Below are 14,614 nucleotides of genomic sequence, written 5' to 3' on the forward strand. Positions count from 1 at the left end.
GGGCATATTACGCTGTGACATCGGTATAAAAGTGCCGGAAAAGAAAACGACGTACATTAGGGTGATGAATGAGTATCAAACTTGGCAAGTAGGTAAAAGTAATGTTCTGGTTGCTTTCTATGACCTCGAAGTTTATAATGACTCTGATGATATTCGGGTTATATTGATGATTGATTTTATGCGGCCTATGCCTATGATCGCACCATTGCATCTGATTAATTTACTCTGTCTGAAAATGAAAAAGAAATGGGGAACGACGATGATAGATAGAGCAAATAATTCGTAATTTTATTGCGTCAGTAAATTCAGTTTTTTAATTCTAGTAGCTTCATAATGGTCGCTATTAACTGCTCCAGGTTTTATCGGCGCTGATGTTTCGCACCTCAACCTTCACAAAACATTCTGTATTCCACATGGCGGTGGCGGTCCAGGTATGGGGCCGATTGGCGTAAAAGCCCATTTGGCGCCGTTTTTGCCGGGGCACTCGGTAGTTCAAATGGATGGCATTACTGAACAGAGAGCTGTCTCAGCGGCACCATTTGGTAGTGCTTCTATTCTGCCGATTAGCTGGATGTATATCCGTATGATGGGCTCGCAGGGACTGAAACAGGCAAGTCAGACGGCGATTTTGAATGCTAACTATATTGCTGCCCGCCTAAAGAATGATTATGACGTGTTGTATACGGGCCATAACGGTTATGTGGCGCATGAGTGTATTTTGGATATTCGACCGTTGAAAGAAGCGTTTGGTATCAGCGAGATGGATATTGCCAAGCGCTTGATTGACTATGGCTTCCATGCGCCAACCATGTCGTTCCCGGTTGCTGGCACGCTAATGGTGGAACCTACAGAATCAGAAAGCAAAGTAGAAATTGACCGCTTTGTGGACGCTATGTTGGCAATCCGTGCTGAAATTGGCAAAGTGGCGCAAGGTGAATGGTCATTGGAAGATAATCCATTGGTCAATGCGCCTCACGTACAAGCTGAACTGGCTTCTGACTGGAGCCATAGTTACAGCCGTGAAACCGCAGTTTTTCCAACCTTAGAAACCAAAGCCAATAAATATTGGCCCGCGGTTAAACGCCTCGATGATGTTTACGGTGATCGTCATCTGCATTGTTCCTGTGCACCTGTCAGTGATTATCAATAATTACTAAATAATGTGGCAACACCAGTATAATTACTGGTGTTGCTATTTTTTGTCAGCCTTAAACCACCTCCCGGTACGACTATCTCGGTACTACCGCCATAGAAACCAGAAAATTGTATTTTTCCTGATATTCACGAACTTTTAGAATCAGAATCCGCATGAATTAAACTTTCCTACAATTTGGCTTCTAAATTTACGTCTGCTTTATAGTCTGGTAATGGGTAAAACTCTTGCTTATCTATGAGGTGAGAGCGTTCAACTATTACGAAGGTATGAAATTTTTTCTTCAATGATGGGAGCAACACGCACAGTTGGGTTTTCGAGGATTAATTAGCTTTTTTCCCTTAGCAACATAATCTCTTTTCCAGCGGTAAAAAGTATTTGAGAGATTCCCCAATAACGGCAAGTCTTACTGACCTTATTGTCCCCTTGAACATAAGCTAATATTTTAAGCTTTTTTCTGACCTTCTGTTCTTCTTTCTTGTTTATATTAACCTCAACTAACACATGTTAAATATACATGAAATTGTCAGTCGAGGTCTAAAAGTCACAATTAATTTAATTATGTTGGCTATTTAAAGTGACCACTATCTTTTATGTCTATTTTCCTCCTGCTAGATCGATGAAACTACCAGTGACATATGAAGCCTCGTCAGACAATAACCACACTATCGCTTGGGCTACCTCCTCAGGTTGACCGCCACGTTTCATAGGTAAATTATCTTTTACTCGATCGATCCGTGTTGCTTCACCACCATCAGCATGCATCTCGGTATAAATGAATCCAGGACGAACAGCGTTAACGCGAATTCCTTGGGCGGCCACCTCTAAAGATAGACCAATGGTTAAGGTGTCAATAGCACCTTTTGAGGCGGCATAATCCACATATTCATGTGGTGAGCCTAGTCGAGAAGCTGCTGAGGATACGTTAACAATGGCTCCTCCCTGACCACCATGGCGAAGTGACATACGTTTAACTGCTTCACGTGCGCAGATAAAACTGCCGCTGACATTAGTGGCAAATATAGTGGCTAACCGCTGTGCATCTAACTGTTCAATGGATGCCTGGGGCATAAGTATTCCGGCGTTGTTCACTAATCCGGAAATTGGACCGAGTTCTTTATCTATTTGCTGGAACAATTCCATCACCTGCCCTTCTTGGGCAATATCTGCCTGTACTGCAATGGCTTCTCCGCCAGCATGAAGAATCATATCGACAACTTCTTGCGCACAGGCTTTACGCGTATGATAGCCAATACAAACCTTATGTCCTTTGCTTGCCAGACATAACGCGGTAGCCCGACCAATGCCGCGATCGCCACCGGTGATCAGGGTGATTTTATTTTTCATGTTTTATTTATCCAGTCGCAAATTCATTTTTGATTTATTTATCAACATCAAAATAGCAATACTAAGGCAAAGCAACGCCATTATGGTAAATACCCCTTTACCCCACCATTCTAGCAACGCGCCACCGATAAAAGGTCCCAAAGATAATCCCAGAACCACAAGTGTTGATGCACCTAAATAGGCTCCACGATAACGTTCTGGAGCCAGGCGGTCGAGCAAGATGCTCAGATTAGGTAACAAGATGGCTTCTGCAATACTGAAAACTACTGCAACCAAGCTCCACCAGAATGTGCTGGCGGTATCGTTAACCCAGAACAACAGCTGGGAAACTGCAAAGATCAGCGCGCCAATTGTGATGCGTTGCCCGAGTGGCGTATTGGTTAACAAAGGCACCAGATAAACCTGAGCGACTAACACAGTTATTGCATTGGTGACGAGGATCACTGTCACCAAATCGACTGCGCGTGTAGCGTCCAGCATCAATAAATATTGCGGCACGATGGATTCAATTTGAGCATAAACGAGATAACAGAGAATGCTACTAATCAGTGCTACAAGATAGATATTGTCCCGTACGATAATAGCTGTGACCTGCCAAATGTTTGTTTCCTCTGTATGTTTGTTTGCCGCATTATCACTAAACAGCAGCTTTCCTGCCGGAATGTTGAAGAAGGCAAAAAGTAAAAATGGAACATAAGAGAGGGATGTGAGTAAAAACGTGCTTTTTTGCGAGTTTAGCCCAAAAGTGATGCCGATAAGTGGCCCGCTGACCGCCGCGATATTCACTGCAAAATAGCGTATTTGTAGCGCCAATTCTCGCCGACGTTGATCTTGTAGTAGATCGCTCATTAGGGCGCGGCTGGGGGCATCGATCCAAGAAAATGATACGCCAGTTAACAAGAGGCCGATAGCGAAAATTAACACGCTATTAGCCAGGGCAATTCCAGCATAACCGATGATAGCCAACAGGCAGCCTAGTACTAGTAGCTGTTTCCTCCCCCAGTGGTCGGATAGAGAGCCGCCATAAATCCCCAACACTACCGAAATCAGAGCACAGGTAGACAGCAGGCTGCCGATCATCAGTGGCGTTAGTTGATAAGTGCGCGTAAGGATAATGGACAAAAATGGCCAAGCCATAAAGTAACTGATACGGGTGAGTAACGTAAAAAGTAGCAAGATTAATACATTTCTGGGAAAGGTGGCGAGGGTTTGTCGAACTGTCAGGCCATCACTGCATAACGTAGTGCGATCTTTCATGGCTACCTCATCAGATAATCCGTCATTGGCGGTGTAATGTTTTAAAAAAGTTGTTAAATTCTATTGTTCATTTGATAGAAGGCACACTTTAGCCTTATCACTGTTTGTTTTTCAAGAGCATGCATCTAGATTCCGAATAAACAAAAAACTTTATTTAAATGATGGTGTTAAATAAAGCACTCAAATGAAGGTACACTTTAAAATGATAACAATATTCTCTATTGACAAAAACAAAAAATAAATATATCAATAACAATTAATTTAAAAATAAACAACCTTTTTAATGAGTTGAGCAGGCCAATGTTTACTGCAAAACCAATCAGCAAGAACCAGCGGCTGCGAGCAATGATCGCCAGCCCCGAACTGGATTTTTTGATGGAAAGTCATAATGCTCTCAGCGCCAAAATCGCTGAGCAGGCCGGATTCTCCGGATTATGGGCTTCCGGTCTGACCATCTCGGCTGCACTGGGTCTCTCCGATCGCAATGAAGCCTCCTGGACTCAGGTTCTTGATGTGGTGGAGTTCATTACCGATCACGTTGATATCCCGGTGTTGCTTGATGGTGATACTGGATTCGGTAATTACCACAACGTTATCAGGCTGGTGAAAAAGCTTTGCCAGAAGCACGTTTCTGGCGTTTGTATTGAAGATAAGATTTTCCCAAAAATGAACTCGTTCCTCGGTGAATGCCAGCAGTTGGCCGACATTGGCGATTTTTGCTCGAAGATCAAAGCCGCCAAAGACACACAATCTGACGATGATTTTGTAACCGTGGCCCGTACCGAGGCGTTGATTTCTGGGTTGGGTATGGCCGAGGCACTAAAACGCGCCGAGCGTTATCACCAGGCTGGTGCTGATGCGATCCTGATCCATTCCAAATGTAATGATGCCGATGAAGTGCTGGAATTTGCTGCTGAATGGGCTAATCGTAGTCCGCTAGTCATTGTACCAACCAAGTATTATTCTACTCCAACAGAGGTTTTCCGTCAGGCCAATATCTCAACGATTATCTGGGCTAACCATAGCCTTCGTTCATCAATTGTGGCGATGCGGGAAACCACTAGGCACATCTTCGAAAACCAGTCGATAAGCCACATTGAACCTGATATTGCCAGTCTGGAAGACGTCTTTGCGCTGACCAATGAGGTCAATGCGAGCCTAGCCGATAACCGCTATAAAATGGGACGTGGGTGATTGATGGAACCTGCACATTATTTTACGTATCTCTTGAAACAAGCTGGTTTTAATTTTTTTAGTGGTGTGCCTTGTTCGTTTTTAACCCAGGTGATCAACCAGGCCATTGCCGATCCTGAACTTAATTACGTTCCAGCTACTAGTGAAGGGGAAGCGGTGGCTTTGGCTGCCGGCGCTTGGCTAGCGGGACAACAGGCCGTGGTGATGTGTCAGAACTCTGGCTTGGGCAACATGATCAACCCGTTAACGTCGCTCAACGCACCGTTTGCGATCCCGGTTTTACTGATCGTTACTCACAGGGGTAAACCCGGTATTAAAGATGAACCTCAGCATCAGTTAATGGGCGAAATCACGTCCGATCTGTTGATGCTGTTAGGTATTCCGGCTACTGTCCTTCCAACGGAAGCGGCTGCGATGGAAGAAGTGGTGTCCTATGCCATGCGTCAGGTACGCGATGAGCAAAGAACCGTGGCGTTGATCGTGGGAAAGGGTGTGTTCTCAGAGAAGGCATCAGAGGCGATAGTCTCATCTAATTTGCCCAGCCGTTCAGCAGTTCTGAAACAGCTGTTGGCTTTGGCCGGCGATCGGGACTTTTTGATTGCCACCACAGGCAAAACCAGTCGTGAGCTGTTTACGTTGAACGATCGGCCAAACAACTTCTACTGCGTGGGCTCTATGGGCTATGCCAGTGCGCTCGCTCAGGGGGTGGCGTTACATGCCCCACATAGCACCGTGACTATCATCGATGGTGACGGCGCAGTGCTGATGCATCCCGGTAATATGGCAACGATAGGTCATTTACATAGCCCAAATTTGATTCACCTGATCCTGAATAACGGCACCTATGACTCTACCGGTGGGCAAAAAACGCTGGCCGATGAGGTTGATTTTTCCCGAGTGGCACAGGGCATGGGCTATGCACATGCACAGTATTGTCTATCACTGTCAGCACTGGCGCAGGCTTACTGTGATGCAAAACGCAACGCTAGAGGGCCGGTTCTGTTAGCTATCAATATTGCTACCAGGTCGCTGGGAAATCTGGGGCGACCTACGGTAACACCTGAGCAGATCGCACGTCGTCTTCAACGTCAAATCAAGGAATCTTTTTCTTCATGACTGCTAACTTCACGCTGAATAAAACTCTCGAGGCTATGGAGATTTACACTTCAAAAGCCATTGCCAATAAAGCAGCCCAAATGTCTGATGTAATGAACCTGAGTTTTGGTGAGCCAGAATTCGGTCCTCCGGAGTTTCTACAACCGTTGATCGAACAGCAAGGATTGAACTGGGAAGTATTTATGTACTCTGTCAAGGGGTATGAGCAGCCTAAGGGATCGCCAATGTTGCGGCAGGCTATCGCTAATTGGTACCAGCAGCACTATGGTTTAACGATCGATCCTGAGCGCGAAATCATGGTTACCCACGGTGGCGTGGAAGCGATCAACCTAGCGATCCAATGTACTACGCAGGAACATCAGGGGGTAATTGTCTGTCATCCGTCTTACATGCTGTACGAACGGGTGGTGACGGCGCTGAATCGTAAACCAGTAACGTTGAATCGCCCATTGGGTGAGGCGGAGTACCACTCGGCGCTGGAATCAGTACAGCAGAATACTGCCTTGCAGCAGGCTGGAGTGATGATCGTCAATTCGCCGGAAAACCCGAGTGGCTACATGCTCAATGCTCAGGATTGGGATGCCGTCGCTGAGTTCACTCAGCAGCATGGTATTTGGCTGATTCACGATGAGGTTTATGACGTTATGGCCTATGCCGAGCGCCATCAACCGGCGCTGAGGCATCCGGAACTGCGCGAAAATACCATTATGATCAACAGCTTTTCTAAGAAGTTTGGCCTACCTGGACTACGTATCGGCTGGATGGTCGCTAATGAGCAGGTAATCAACATGGCGGCGAAACTGCACGATTATTTCTATCTCGGTGTCAATAAACAGTATGAGCAGATCGCCACTTTGATCCTACGTGAGCCGCGCATGAATGTTTGGTTAAATGAGGTCGTAGTGAAACTGAAAACCCGCATGGAGCGTGCCATCAATATGCTGAATAGCGCGCGGGGATATCAATGGACGCGACAACCGCGTGGCGCGATGTTCCTCTTCCCAGATGTTTCAGCCTTGTATGCCCGCCTGCCCGTACGGTGGCAAAAATGCAGCTACACCATCGGCGAATGTGTAGCGGAATACTTGTTGCATGAGAAAGGCGTCGCTGTGGTGCCGGGATATGTGTATGGAGAGAACTCGGCCAACCATATTCGCATAGTGCTTTGCACCACCGATGAGGTGTTTGATCGGGCTCTGCATCAATTGACTCACTAATTTGGGAGATAACAACGATGGTCGAATTTCCTGATTTCCAGTTGATACCTGGTTTCTTTACTGCTGAACAGCGTATACGGCTTGACTCTGTTTATCAGGATTTGAATGCTGAAGCCTGTGCGATTGTGCAACAGGTGCAGGCCGAACAGTGCAGCTTAGACGATTTTTATCGCAGGCAAACGGTGCTGCTCGTAGTGCCAGAAAAGAATTCGCCAGAATGCATTTGTCGTATGGAGTACCTCAACGGCAGTTCTGAAGCGTTTCATCACCAGGTAACGCTGCCAGTGCAACAGCGGCTTGAAGAATTGGTGGGGGCTGAACTGACGTTGTTCAAAGACAAATGCAATGTTAAAGCGCCGCAAGGTGGCGCTTTTCCGCCCCATCAGGATGCCCCGGCCTATCTGAATTTTGGCCCAACAATCTTTATTACCGCTGGCATTACGTTGGATGATTTATCCGTGGATAATGGTTGCCTGCACATGGCAACCAATTATCGGCACCTGCATGTTGGCGTTACCCGGTATTGCACCACGCCGTATGGGGATTATCCGCTGTTTAAATATTACGTAGGTGGGGCACGCAATGGCGATATCGTTGATGAAGTCCAAACCGCTTTGCAGTGGCAAACCATCACTGCACGGGCCGGGGACATGCTGGTGTTCAATTCGTTCATCCCGCATTTTTCCCATATTAATATCAGCTCGCAGTATCGGCGGGTACTATATCTGACCTTTAACCTGTTGAGTGAAGGTTCTCATTACCAACGTTATTACCAGAAAAAGTGGCAGGACTACAGCAACCCGCAGTTCCATATTTCTACCCCAACCATTCATGCTGCGTTGTCCCATTAGCAGGCTCTGGTCTAAGGATTGTTATGAAAACAGCGCTGTTTACTCCCGGTCCAAGTAATACATCGGATAGGGTACGTGCCGCATTAACGTGTGATATCGGTACGCGTACCCCTCAGATGAAAGCGTTGACCCAACGTTTACGCCAACAAATTGCTGAGGTGGCTAACTGTGGTGGTGATTTCAGTGTTGTGCCGTTACAAGGCAGCGGTACCTTTGCTGTGGAAGCGATGTTGACGTCACTGCTGCCTACGGGAGAGTCTTGTCTTATTCTGGTTAACGGACCTTATGGTGAGCGCATGGTGGATATTTGCCAGATTTACGAGTTACCGCACCACGTACTATATACTGATCCGCTGAAACCTATCAGTGTGACGGATGTGGTCGATTATTTGGAGAGTCACCCTGATATTGCCTCGCTGGCATTGATACATTTTGAAACCGGCATTGGTATTCTTAATCCGCTGGCGGCTCTGCTGGAGCTTGCTGAACAGCGCGGGAAAAGCGTATTTGTTGACAGCATGAGTGCCTTCGGGTTACTACCAATCTCTTTTACTTCTCCAGCATTACAGGCGGTGGCTGCCTCCTCTAACAAAATCCTGCATGGTGCACCGGGGCTTGGGTTTGTCATTGCTCGTTCCAGTGCGCTGGAACAGCCGCGGCTGCGGCGAACCCTGAGCCTGAACTTACAAGCGCAATATCATGGCTTTCAGCATGACGGTATGTGGCGCTTTACTCCGCCGGTACAAGTGATCGCTGCGCTGTCTTGTGCCATCAGCGAATACATGCAGCAGGGCGGACAGGCTGCGCGTTTGCGACGTTATCAACAGATTGCCAGTCGGGTGATCGGTGGGTTAGCGCAGTGGGGCATCCAGCCACTGGTAACTGAAATCTATGGAGCGCCAGTGATTACAACCTTTGTACTGCCATTTTCTAGTAATGTACTAAGTGCTCGTTTGCTTAGTGAACGCTTACTTTCTTATCAATTGGTGATCTACCCTTCACAGGTAAGTGAAGTAAATAGCTTTCGTATTGGTTTTATTGGTGAATTGACGGACCATGATGTAGATCGGTTAATCGCCGCAATCGGTGAAATTGTCAGCGATATCTAGGTGCAGATGGAGCAACTGGCATGATCAATAATCGTAACACTGGTCCTACACCGTTGCCGCCTGAGGTATTAACCGCGATGGCGCAGCAGCCTCTCAGCCACCGCAGTGTAGCGTTCCGTGAGGCATTCTCTGAGGTGACTGCACAACTGGCGACGTTGGTAAACTCTCCTACGCCAGCGCTGTTGTTGACCTGCTCTGGGACAGGGGGATTGGAAGCCAGTATTGCCAGCATTGTCACCGCAAATAACCGGGTTTTGGTGCTTAGTGCTGGGAGCTATGGAGATTTGCTGGTGCGGATTGCAGGCTATTTTACGCCATATCTGGAGGTTATACGTTTTACGCCCGGTAGTGTGCTTGAGGTGGCTGTGCTGGAAACTCAACTGTCGCAGGCAAACTACGACGTGGTGCTACTGACGCATTCGGAAAGTTCGACAGGGGTTTATCATCCGGTTTCGCAGGTGATCGCTACTATTCGTGCTCACAGTGATGCGCTGGTGCTAGTGGATGTGGTCAGTAGCCTAGGGGCAACTCCCATCGATATGACCCAGTGGGGTGCTGATGTAATGATCGGTGCCACGCAAAAAAGCCTGATGGCACCGGCAGGAATGGCGGTGGTATATCTCAGTGAGCGGGCGCTGCGACATATCGAACGGCATCCAGCCAACTACAACTATTATATGCACCTGCGTCCCTGGTTAGATGCAGGCCAGCAGCACAGCGTACCTTATACCCCAGCAGTTAATGTATTTCAGGGGTTACAGGCCGCTCTGAGATTGATCTTTATTGAAGGGCTGACGGCACGTTACCAGCGTCATCAAGCCGCTGCTGCCCGCTGCCGAGCCTTTTTTGCCGGCCATGATCGTGTGCGTTGTTTTGCGCCACCAGAGTATACCAGCCACAGCATCACCGCATTACATCTGTCCGGTCGGTTTTCTGCTTCAGCGATAAAAACCCGCTTGGAATATGAGCACCATATCGTGGTTTCTACCGGTTTAGGCTCGCTTGCCGAGTGCTTGATTCGCGTTGGGCATATGGGACATTTCACTCTGGCTGAAGTGGACGAGGCGCTGAGCGCTATTGCGCAGGTGGTGCAGGATGAAGGGAGCGAGCATGGAGATTAAGTTTCTGCAAAGCATGACTCAAATTGATGCTACTGCGTACCAGCGTTTCCATCGGCAGGCCAATGGCAGCATCTTTTATGATTATTATTTTCTGTTGGCTCTGGAGGAACGGCCTTTATTGCCCCATCTGAAAACTTATTACCTGTTGGCACAGGAAGATGATGAACTGCGGGGATGGTTGCCGGTCTATCTACAAACTGATGTCGATCCGTTTGGTGTACTGATGGATTCACTCGGCTACCCGTTTGATGCGGATACGCGCGCACTTTTTTCCCATGTGATGCACGTCAGTGATAGTGCTTTGCTTTATACCGGCGACGAGCCTCAAGTGGTTTTCCCGGCATTGCTGACGGCACTGGACGCGTTGGCACAGGAGGAACGGGTACTATCGTATGGCTTACTGAATCTGACCGTTAATAGTGTCCATGATATTCAACAGCATTCTTCTGGGTGGCAAACCAACTTCATGTGGAACCGTTTTAGCTGTGATCTACGTGCGTTTAACAGTGTGGAGCAGATTATCTCCGGATTGAACGCTGAGGGGCGGCGTGAAGCGAACCGTCAGTACCGGAAATTTCATCAGGCTGGTGGTGAGATAAGCTGGTTACCGGTTGGTATGGCTGATTTGCATGAAGTAACGGCACTTTGTCAGCAGACTACCGCCCGTAACGGTACGCCGCACTATTATCCGCCAGAGGCGGTGTGCCATCTGTTGCAGCGTACCGAGGAGTTTACCCGCATCGTTGAAGTTCGCCAGCAGGGGCGTCTAGCTGGAGTCGGCATTGTTTTCGTTGATGGTAATAAGTTACACCTTTGGGCAGTAGGAATGGATTACGCGGTTGCCGATTTCAGCCCTTACACCTTATTGTACCTCGATATGTATCGTTTCGCCCTAGATAACGGGATAGAGATTCTCGAAGCGGGGCGCACCACTCAACGTATTAAAGAACGGCTAGGGTTTAGCGCCGTGCCGTTGTATTCCATGACGAAAAAAAGAGAAACCCATGTTTAATACCGAAATGCTGGAATTGTTAATGTGCCCGGTAAGTCACTCGGCGCTGCGTTATGATGCCGACCGTCAATGTCTGATCAGTGCTGATGGTCAACATGAATATCCGATAGTCAATGGTATCCTCGTTTTAATGCCTAGTGTCATGATGGAAGAAGAATAGCTATGAGCAAATACGAAAATTACGATGCGATCAGTGAAAATTATGACAAGACCCGTACTGCTGTAGGCATTGAGATTATCCTAGGGTATATTGCTGCCTTGAATAAGGATTGGCAGACGTTGCAGATTTTGGATGCGGGCTGTGGTACTGGCAACTATGCACTGGAATTAAAAAAGTACTACCCGAATATCTGGTGTGCGGATTTCAGCATGGGAATGCTGAGTAAGTGTCAGCAAAAATTTGCCCGTTACGAGCAGCAGGCGCGTCTGTTGCGTTGTGATATCACACAGTTACCATTTCGCGACAGTGCGTTGGACGTGATTATTTGCAACCAGTCTCTGCACCATTTAGACGAACCGGGCAGCCAATTCAAAAATCTGGCCGAGTTTTTACGTCAGGCGGCACGTAGCTTGCAATCGGATGGCTTACTGTTGATCAACACCATTACGCACCAACAGTTACATGATGGAGTGTGGTGGGGTGATCTGATTAAACCAGCGGTTGAGCGAATGAAACAACGCTTTACTACTGATGAACAATTAATTGCTTTACTGGATCAGGCTGGGTTAACCATCACTAACCGCGTCGTTGCTCTGGATACTATTATCCAGCAACAGGGTTATTTCGATCAAAATGCGCTGTTTGATAAAACGTTTCGCGATGGTGATTCTCACTTCTCGTTACTAACGCCGGGCGAGCTGTCGACGATGTTGCAACAGCTAGAGAAGATGCGCGATCGAGGTGAACTGGTGGACTATATCAGCGAACGCGACCAGTTACGTCAGGAGATTGGTCAATTCACCTACTATGTGATCAGGAAAAAATAATGGCAACGCGCAAAATAATCATGGTGGGTAGTCAAGATGAAATCTTTGAAGAATTGCCGCCAGAAGGTATTGAGCTGTATGTCATTCAACCGACTGAGTTGATCGGCCCTATGTTACAGACGGCGGCAACGGCCATTTATCCCATTGAAGCGTTTACTGATGAGCAAGTATTAGCTGGTGCCCGTTATTTTACTGAATACTACGCCATTGATGCATTGTTCTGTTTTACCGAATATGGCTTGTTACCCGCAGCAAATGCGGCTAAGACATTGGGGTTGCCGGGGATTGACGTGGATGTGACCGAACTGTGCCGTAATAAATGGAAGCTTCGGGAGAAGCTGGCAGCAACGCACTGGCATGTGCCATTTGTGATGGTAAACAACCACGACTCTATTACGCAGTTTGCCTCTATAAACGATTACCCTCTGGTACTGAAAGATCCAAGCGGTGTTGGTAGCATTAATGTCAAAATTTGCACTTCATTAGCTGGGGCGCTGGATTTCTTTGATGAATTAACGCAGCAAAATTATGCCAGTGTACTGGTAGAAAAGTTTGTTGCAGGCATTGAATACAGCGTCGAAACTCTGAGTATCCGTGGTCAACATCAGTTGATTGGTGTGACCGATAAGTGTCTGTCACCCGAAGGGTTAGTTGAACAGAGCCATATTTACCCTGCGGCATTAGCGGTGGCAGATGTGGCTCGCATTGAGAGTTATATCGTTGCCTTATTGGATCAGATTCGGCATTGGCACGGGCCAATGCATATTGAAGTAAAACTGGATGGGGAACAGATCCATCTCATCGAGATTAATAACCGTCCCGGAGGGGATTATATCTGGGATATGGTGAATAAAGTTTCTGGTGTGAATTTGGTCGCGGAAACATTGCGTTATGTCTTTGATGGTCAACCCGATCCGCAGGTGCGTAAAGCACGTCAGCGTTATGGTGCAATGAGCTATATTGCGTTTTTTCACCCCTTGTTACCATCAGCGGTCAGGCTAGCATTGGCAAACCGAACGGGTTTGGATCGAGTGCAGTGTACAATACCTTATCAACCTACCACGCGAAAAATCAGCAACTCCTTCGAACGTCCGGGGTTCATTTTAATTGGTGAGCAAGATTCTGCGGCACTAAGCGCTGTATTACCGATCATTGAGCAATGGATTGATGCTCAGCACCATCAACAAGGGGGAATGGAATGAAAGGTTCAATAAGTAAAAATAATGCTTTTTTACGCAACTTGTTAAATAGAATATTTCTGTTGTCCGTGGGGGGAGGTCGTCGGCCACCTTTGTTGGTGGCGAATGAGGTATTCCCGGAGAGTCAGATATTAGAATCTAATTTTCCAGTAATACATCAGGAAATTACCTCGTTAATTAATAAGCGGGAACTGACTAGATATAAAGATATCGATCCGGTGCGGGCGGCTGAAGTTTCCGAAAACTGGAAGCTCTATTACGCTTGGTTTATGTGGGAAGAAAATGAACGCGCCCACATCGATTGTCCGACGTTGATACAATTGATTAGACAGATGCCTAATGTGATCAACGCCACCATTGCCGTACTGGAACCATGTGTGACGTTGGCCGCGCACGAAGGCCCCTATGCGGGCATATTACGCTATCACATCGGTATCAAAGTGCCGGAAAAGAAACCGCCGTACATTCGGGTGATGAATGAGTATCACACTTGGCAAGTAGGTAAAAGTATTGTTCTGGATGATTGCTATGAACACGAAGTTTATAATGAATCTGATGATATTCGGGTTATATTGATGATTGATTTTATGCGGCCTATGATCGCACCATTGCATCTGATTAATTTACTCTGTCTGAAAATGAAAAAGAAATGGGGAACGACGATGATAGATAGAGCAAATAATTCGTAATTTTATTGCGTCAGTAAATTCAGTTTTTTAATTCTAGTAGCTTCATAATGGTCGCTATTAACTGCTCCAGGTTTTATCGGCGCTGATGTTTCGCACCTCAACCTTCACAAAACATTCTGTATTCCACATGGCGGTGGCGGTCCAGGTATGGGGCCGATTGGCGTAAAAGCCCATTTGGCGCCGTTTTTGCCGGGGCACTCGGTAGTTCAAATGGATGGCATTACTGAACAGAGAGCTGTCTCAGCGGCACCATTTGGTAGTGCTTCTATTCTGCCGATTAGCTGGATGTATATCCGTATGATGGGCTCGCAGGGACTGAAACAGGCAAGTCAGACGGCGATTTTGAATGCTAACTATATTGC

The 14,614-nt window shown here is 47.1% G+C and carries 14 protein-coding genes and 3 pseudogenes; 14 read left to right on the forward strand and 3 right to left on the reverse strand.

Translation table 11 applies throughout. The features are described 5' to 3' along the window. Both D3222_RS22030 and D3222_RS22035 read left to right on the forward strand, forming a co-directional pair. A partial coding sequence (locus D3222_RS22030) for an aspartyl/asparaginyl beta-hydroxylase domain-containing protein (protein WP_198672898.1) occupies positions 1-286 on the forward strand: 286 nt, incomplete at its 5' end. Between the two features lie 57 nt (positions 287-343). Continuing rightward, positions 344-1,150 (forward strand): annotated as a pseudogene (locus D3222_RS22035) (glycine dehydrogenase (aminomethyl-transferring)); the annotation flags it as partial. A 176-nt stretch (positions 1,151-1,326) separates the two neighbouring features. Here D3222_RS22035 and D3222_RS27020 read toward each other — a convergent pair. The 3 genes and pseudogenes from D3222_RS27020 to D3222_RS22050 form a co-directional block, all read right to left on the reverse strand. Continuing rightward, positions 1,327-1,410: pseudogene (locus D3222_RS27020) on the reverse strand (IS481 family transposase); the annotation flags it as partial. A 340-nt stretch (positions 1,411-1,750) separates the two neighbouring features. After that, positions 1,751-2,500 carry an SDR family oxidoreductase gene (locus tag D3222_RS22045; RefSeq protein WP_118988024.1) on the reverse strand — a complete coding sequence of 250 codons (750 nt, stop codon included), beginning with the start codon at positions 2,498-2,500 and terminating at the stop codon, positions 1,751-1,753. Positions 2,501-2,503: 3 nt separating this feature from the next. Further along, complete coding sequence (locus D3222_RS22050; protein WP_118988025.1) at positions 2,504-3,757, reverse strand: MFS transporter; 1,254 nt, start codon at positions 3,755-3,757, stop codon at positions 2,504-2,506. 300 nt (positions 3,758-4,057) lie between these two features. Between D3222_RS22050 and aepX the strand changes: the two genes are divergently transcribed. From aepX to D3222_RS22110, 12 genes and pseudogenes are all read left to right on the forward strand, one after another. After that, positions 4,058-4,951 (forward strand): phosphoenolpyruvate mutase, encoded by an 894-nt coding sequence (gene aepX, locus D3222_RS22055; RefSeq protein ID WP_118988026.1) that lies wholly within the window; start codon positions 4,058-4,060, stop codon positions 4,949-4,951. 3 nt (positions 4,952-4,954) lie between these two features. Beyond that, positions 4,955-6,067 carry a phosphonopyruvate decarboxylase gene (gene aepY, locus D3222_RS22060; RefSeq protein ID WP_118988027.1) on the forward strand — a complete coding sequence of 371 codons (1,113 nt, stop codon included), beginning with the start codon at positions 4,955-4,957 and terminating at the stop codon, positions 6,065-6,067. After that, a complete protein-coding gene (locus D3222_RS22065) occupies positions 6,064-7,284 on the forward strand; it encodes a pyridoxal phosphate-dependent aminotransferase (RefSeq protein WP_232832626.1) in 1,221 nt (406 codons plus the stop codon). The genes aepY and D3222_RS22065 overlap by 4 nt, the downstream gene beginning before the upstream one ends. A 17-nt stretch (positions 7,285-7,301) precedes the next feature. Beyond that, complete coding sequence (locus D3222_RS22070) at positions 7,302-8,135, forward strand: phytanoyl-CoA dioxygenase family protein (protein WP_118988028.1); 834 nt, start codon at positions 7,302-7,304, stop codon at positions 8,133-8,135. Positions 8,136-8,158: 23 nt separating this feature from the next. Continuing rightward, positions 8,159-9,244 (forward strand): 2-aminoethylphosphonate--pyruvate transaminase, encoded by a 1,086-nt coding sequence (locus D3222_RS22075; RefSeq protein WP_118988029.1) that lies wholly within the window; start codon positions 8,159-8,161, stop codon positions 9,242-9,244. A gap of 20 nt (positions 9,245-9,264) precedes the next feature. Beyond that, entirely contained in the window at positions 9,265-10,365 is a 1,101-nt protein-coding gene (locus tag D3222_RS22080) for a pyridoxal-phosphate-dependent aminotransferase family protein (RefSeq protein ID WP_118988030.1), read from the forward strand. After that, positions 10,355-11,377, forward strand: coding sequence for a GNAT family N-acetyltransferase (locus D3222_RS22085; protein WP_157975403.1), 1,023 nt, complete (start codon positions 10,355-10,357; stop codon positions 11,375-11,377). Before D3222_RS22080 ends, D3222_RS22085 begins: the two co-directional genes overlap by 11 nt. Beyond that, positions 11,370-11,537 carry a Trm112 family protein gene (locus D3222_RS22090; RefSeq protein ID WP_118988032.1) on the forward strand — a complete coding sequence of 56 codons (168 nt, stop codon included), beginning with the start codon at positions 11,370-11,372 and terminating at the stop codon, positions 11,535-11,537. The genes D3222_RS22085 and D3222_RS22090 overlap by 8 nt, the downstream gene beginning before the upstream one ends. Positions 11,538-11,539: 2 nt before the next feature. Then, positions 11,540-12,364, forward strand: a complete 825-nt coding sequence (locus tag D3222_RS22095) for a class I SAM-dependent methyltransferase (protein ID WP_118988033.1) — start codon at positions 11,540-11,542, stop codon at positions 12,362-12,364. Further along, positions 12,364-13,566, forward strand: a complete 1,203-nt coding sequence (locus D3222_RS22100) for an ATP-grasp domain-containing protein (RefSeq protein ID WP_118988034.1) — start codon at positions 12,364-12,366, stop codon at positions 13,564-13,566. Before D3222_RS22095 ends, D3222_RS22100 begins: the two co-directional genes overlap by 1 nt. Beyond that, positions 13,563-14,252, forward strand: a complete 690-nt coding sequence (locus D3222_RS22105; RefSeq protein ID WP_118988035.1) for an aspartyl/asparaginyl beta-hydroxylase domain-containing protein — start codon at positions 13,563-13,565, stop codon at positions 14,250-14,252. Before D3222_RS22100 ends, D3222_RS22105 begins: the two co-directional genes overlap by 4 nt. A gap of 57 nt (positions 14,253-14,309) precedes the next feature. Further along, positions 14,310-14,614: pseudogene (locus D3222_RS22110) on the forward strand (glycine dehydrogenase (aminomethyl-transferring)); the annotation flags it as partial.

Source organism: Photorhabdus sp. CRCIA-P01 (assembly GCF_003545805.1).
Lineage (GTDB): Bacteria > Pseudomonadota > Gammaproteobacteria > Enterobacterales > Enterobacteriaceae > Photorhabdus > Photorhabdus antumapuensis.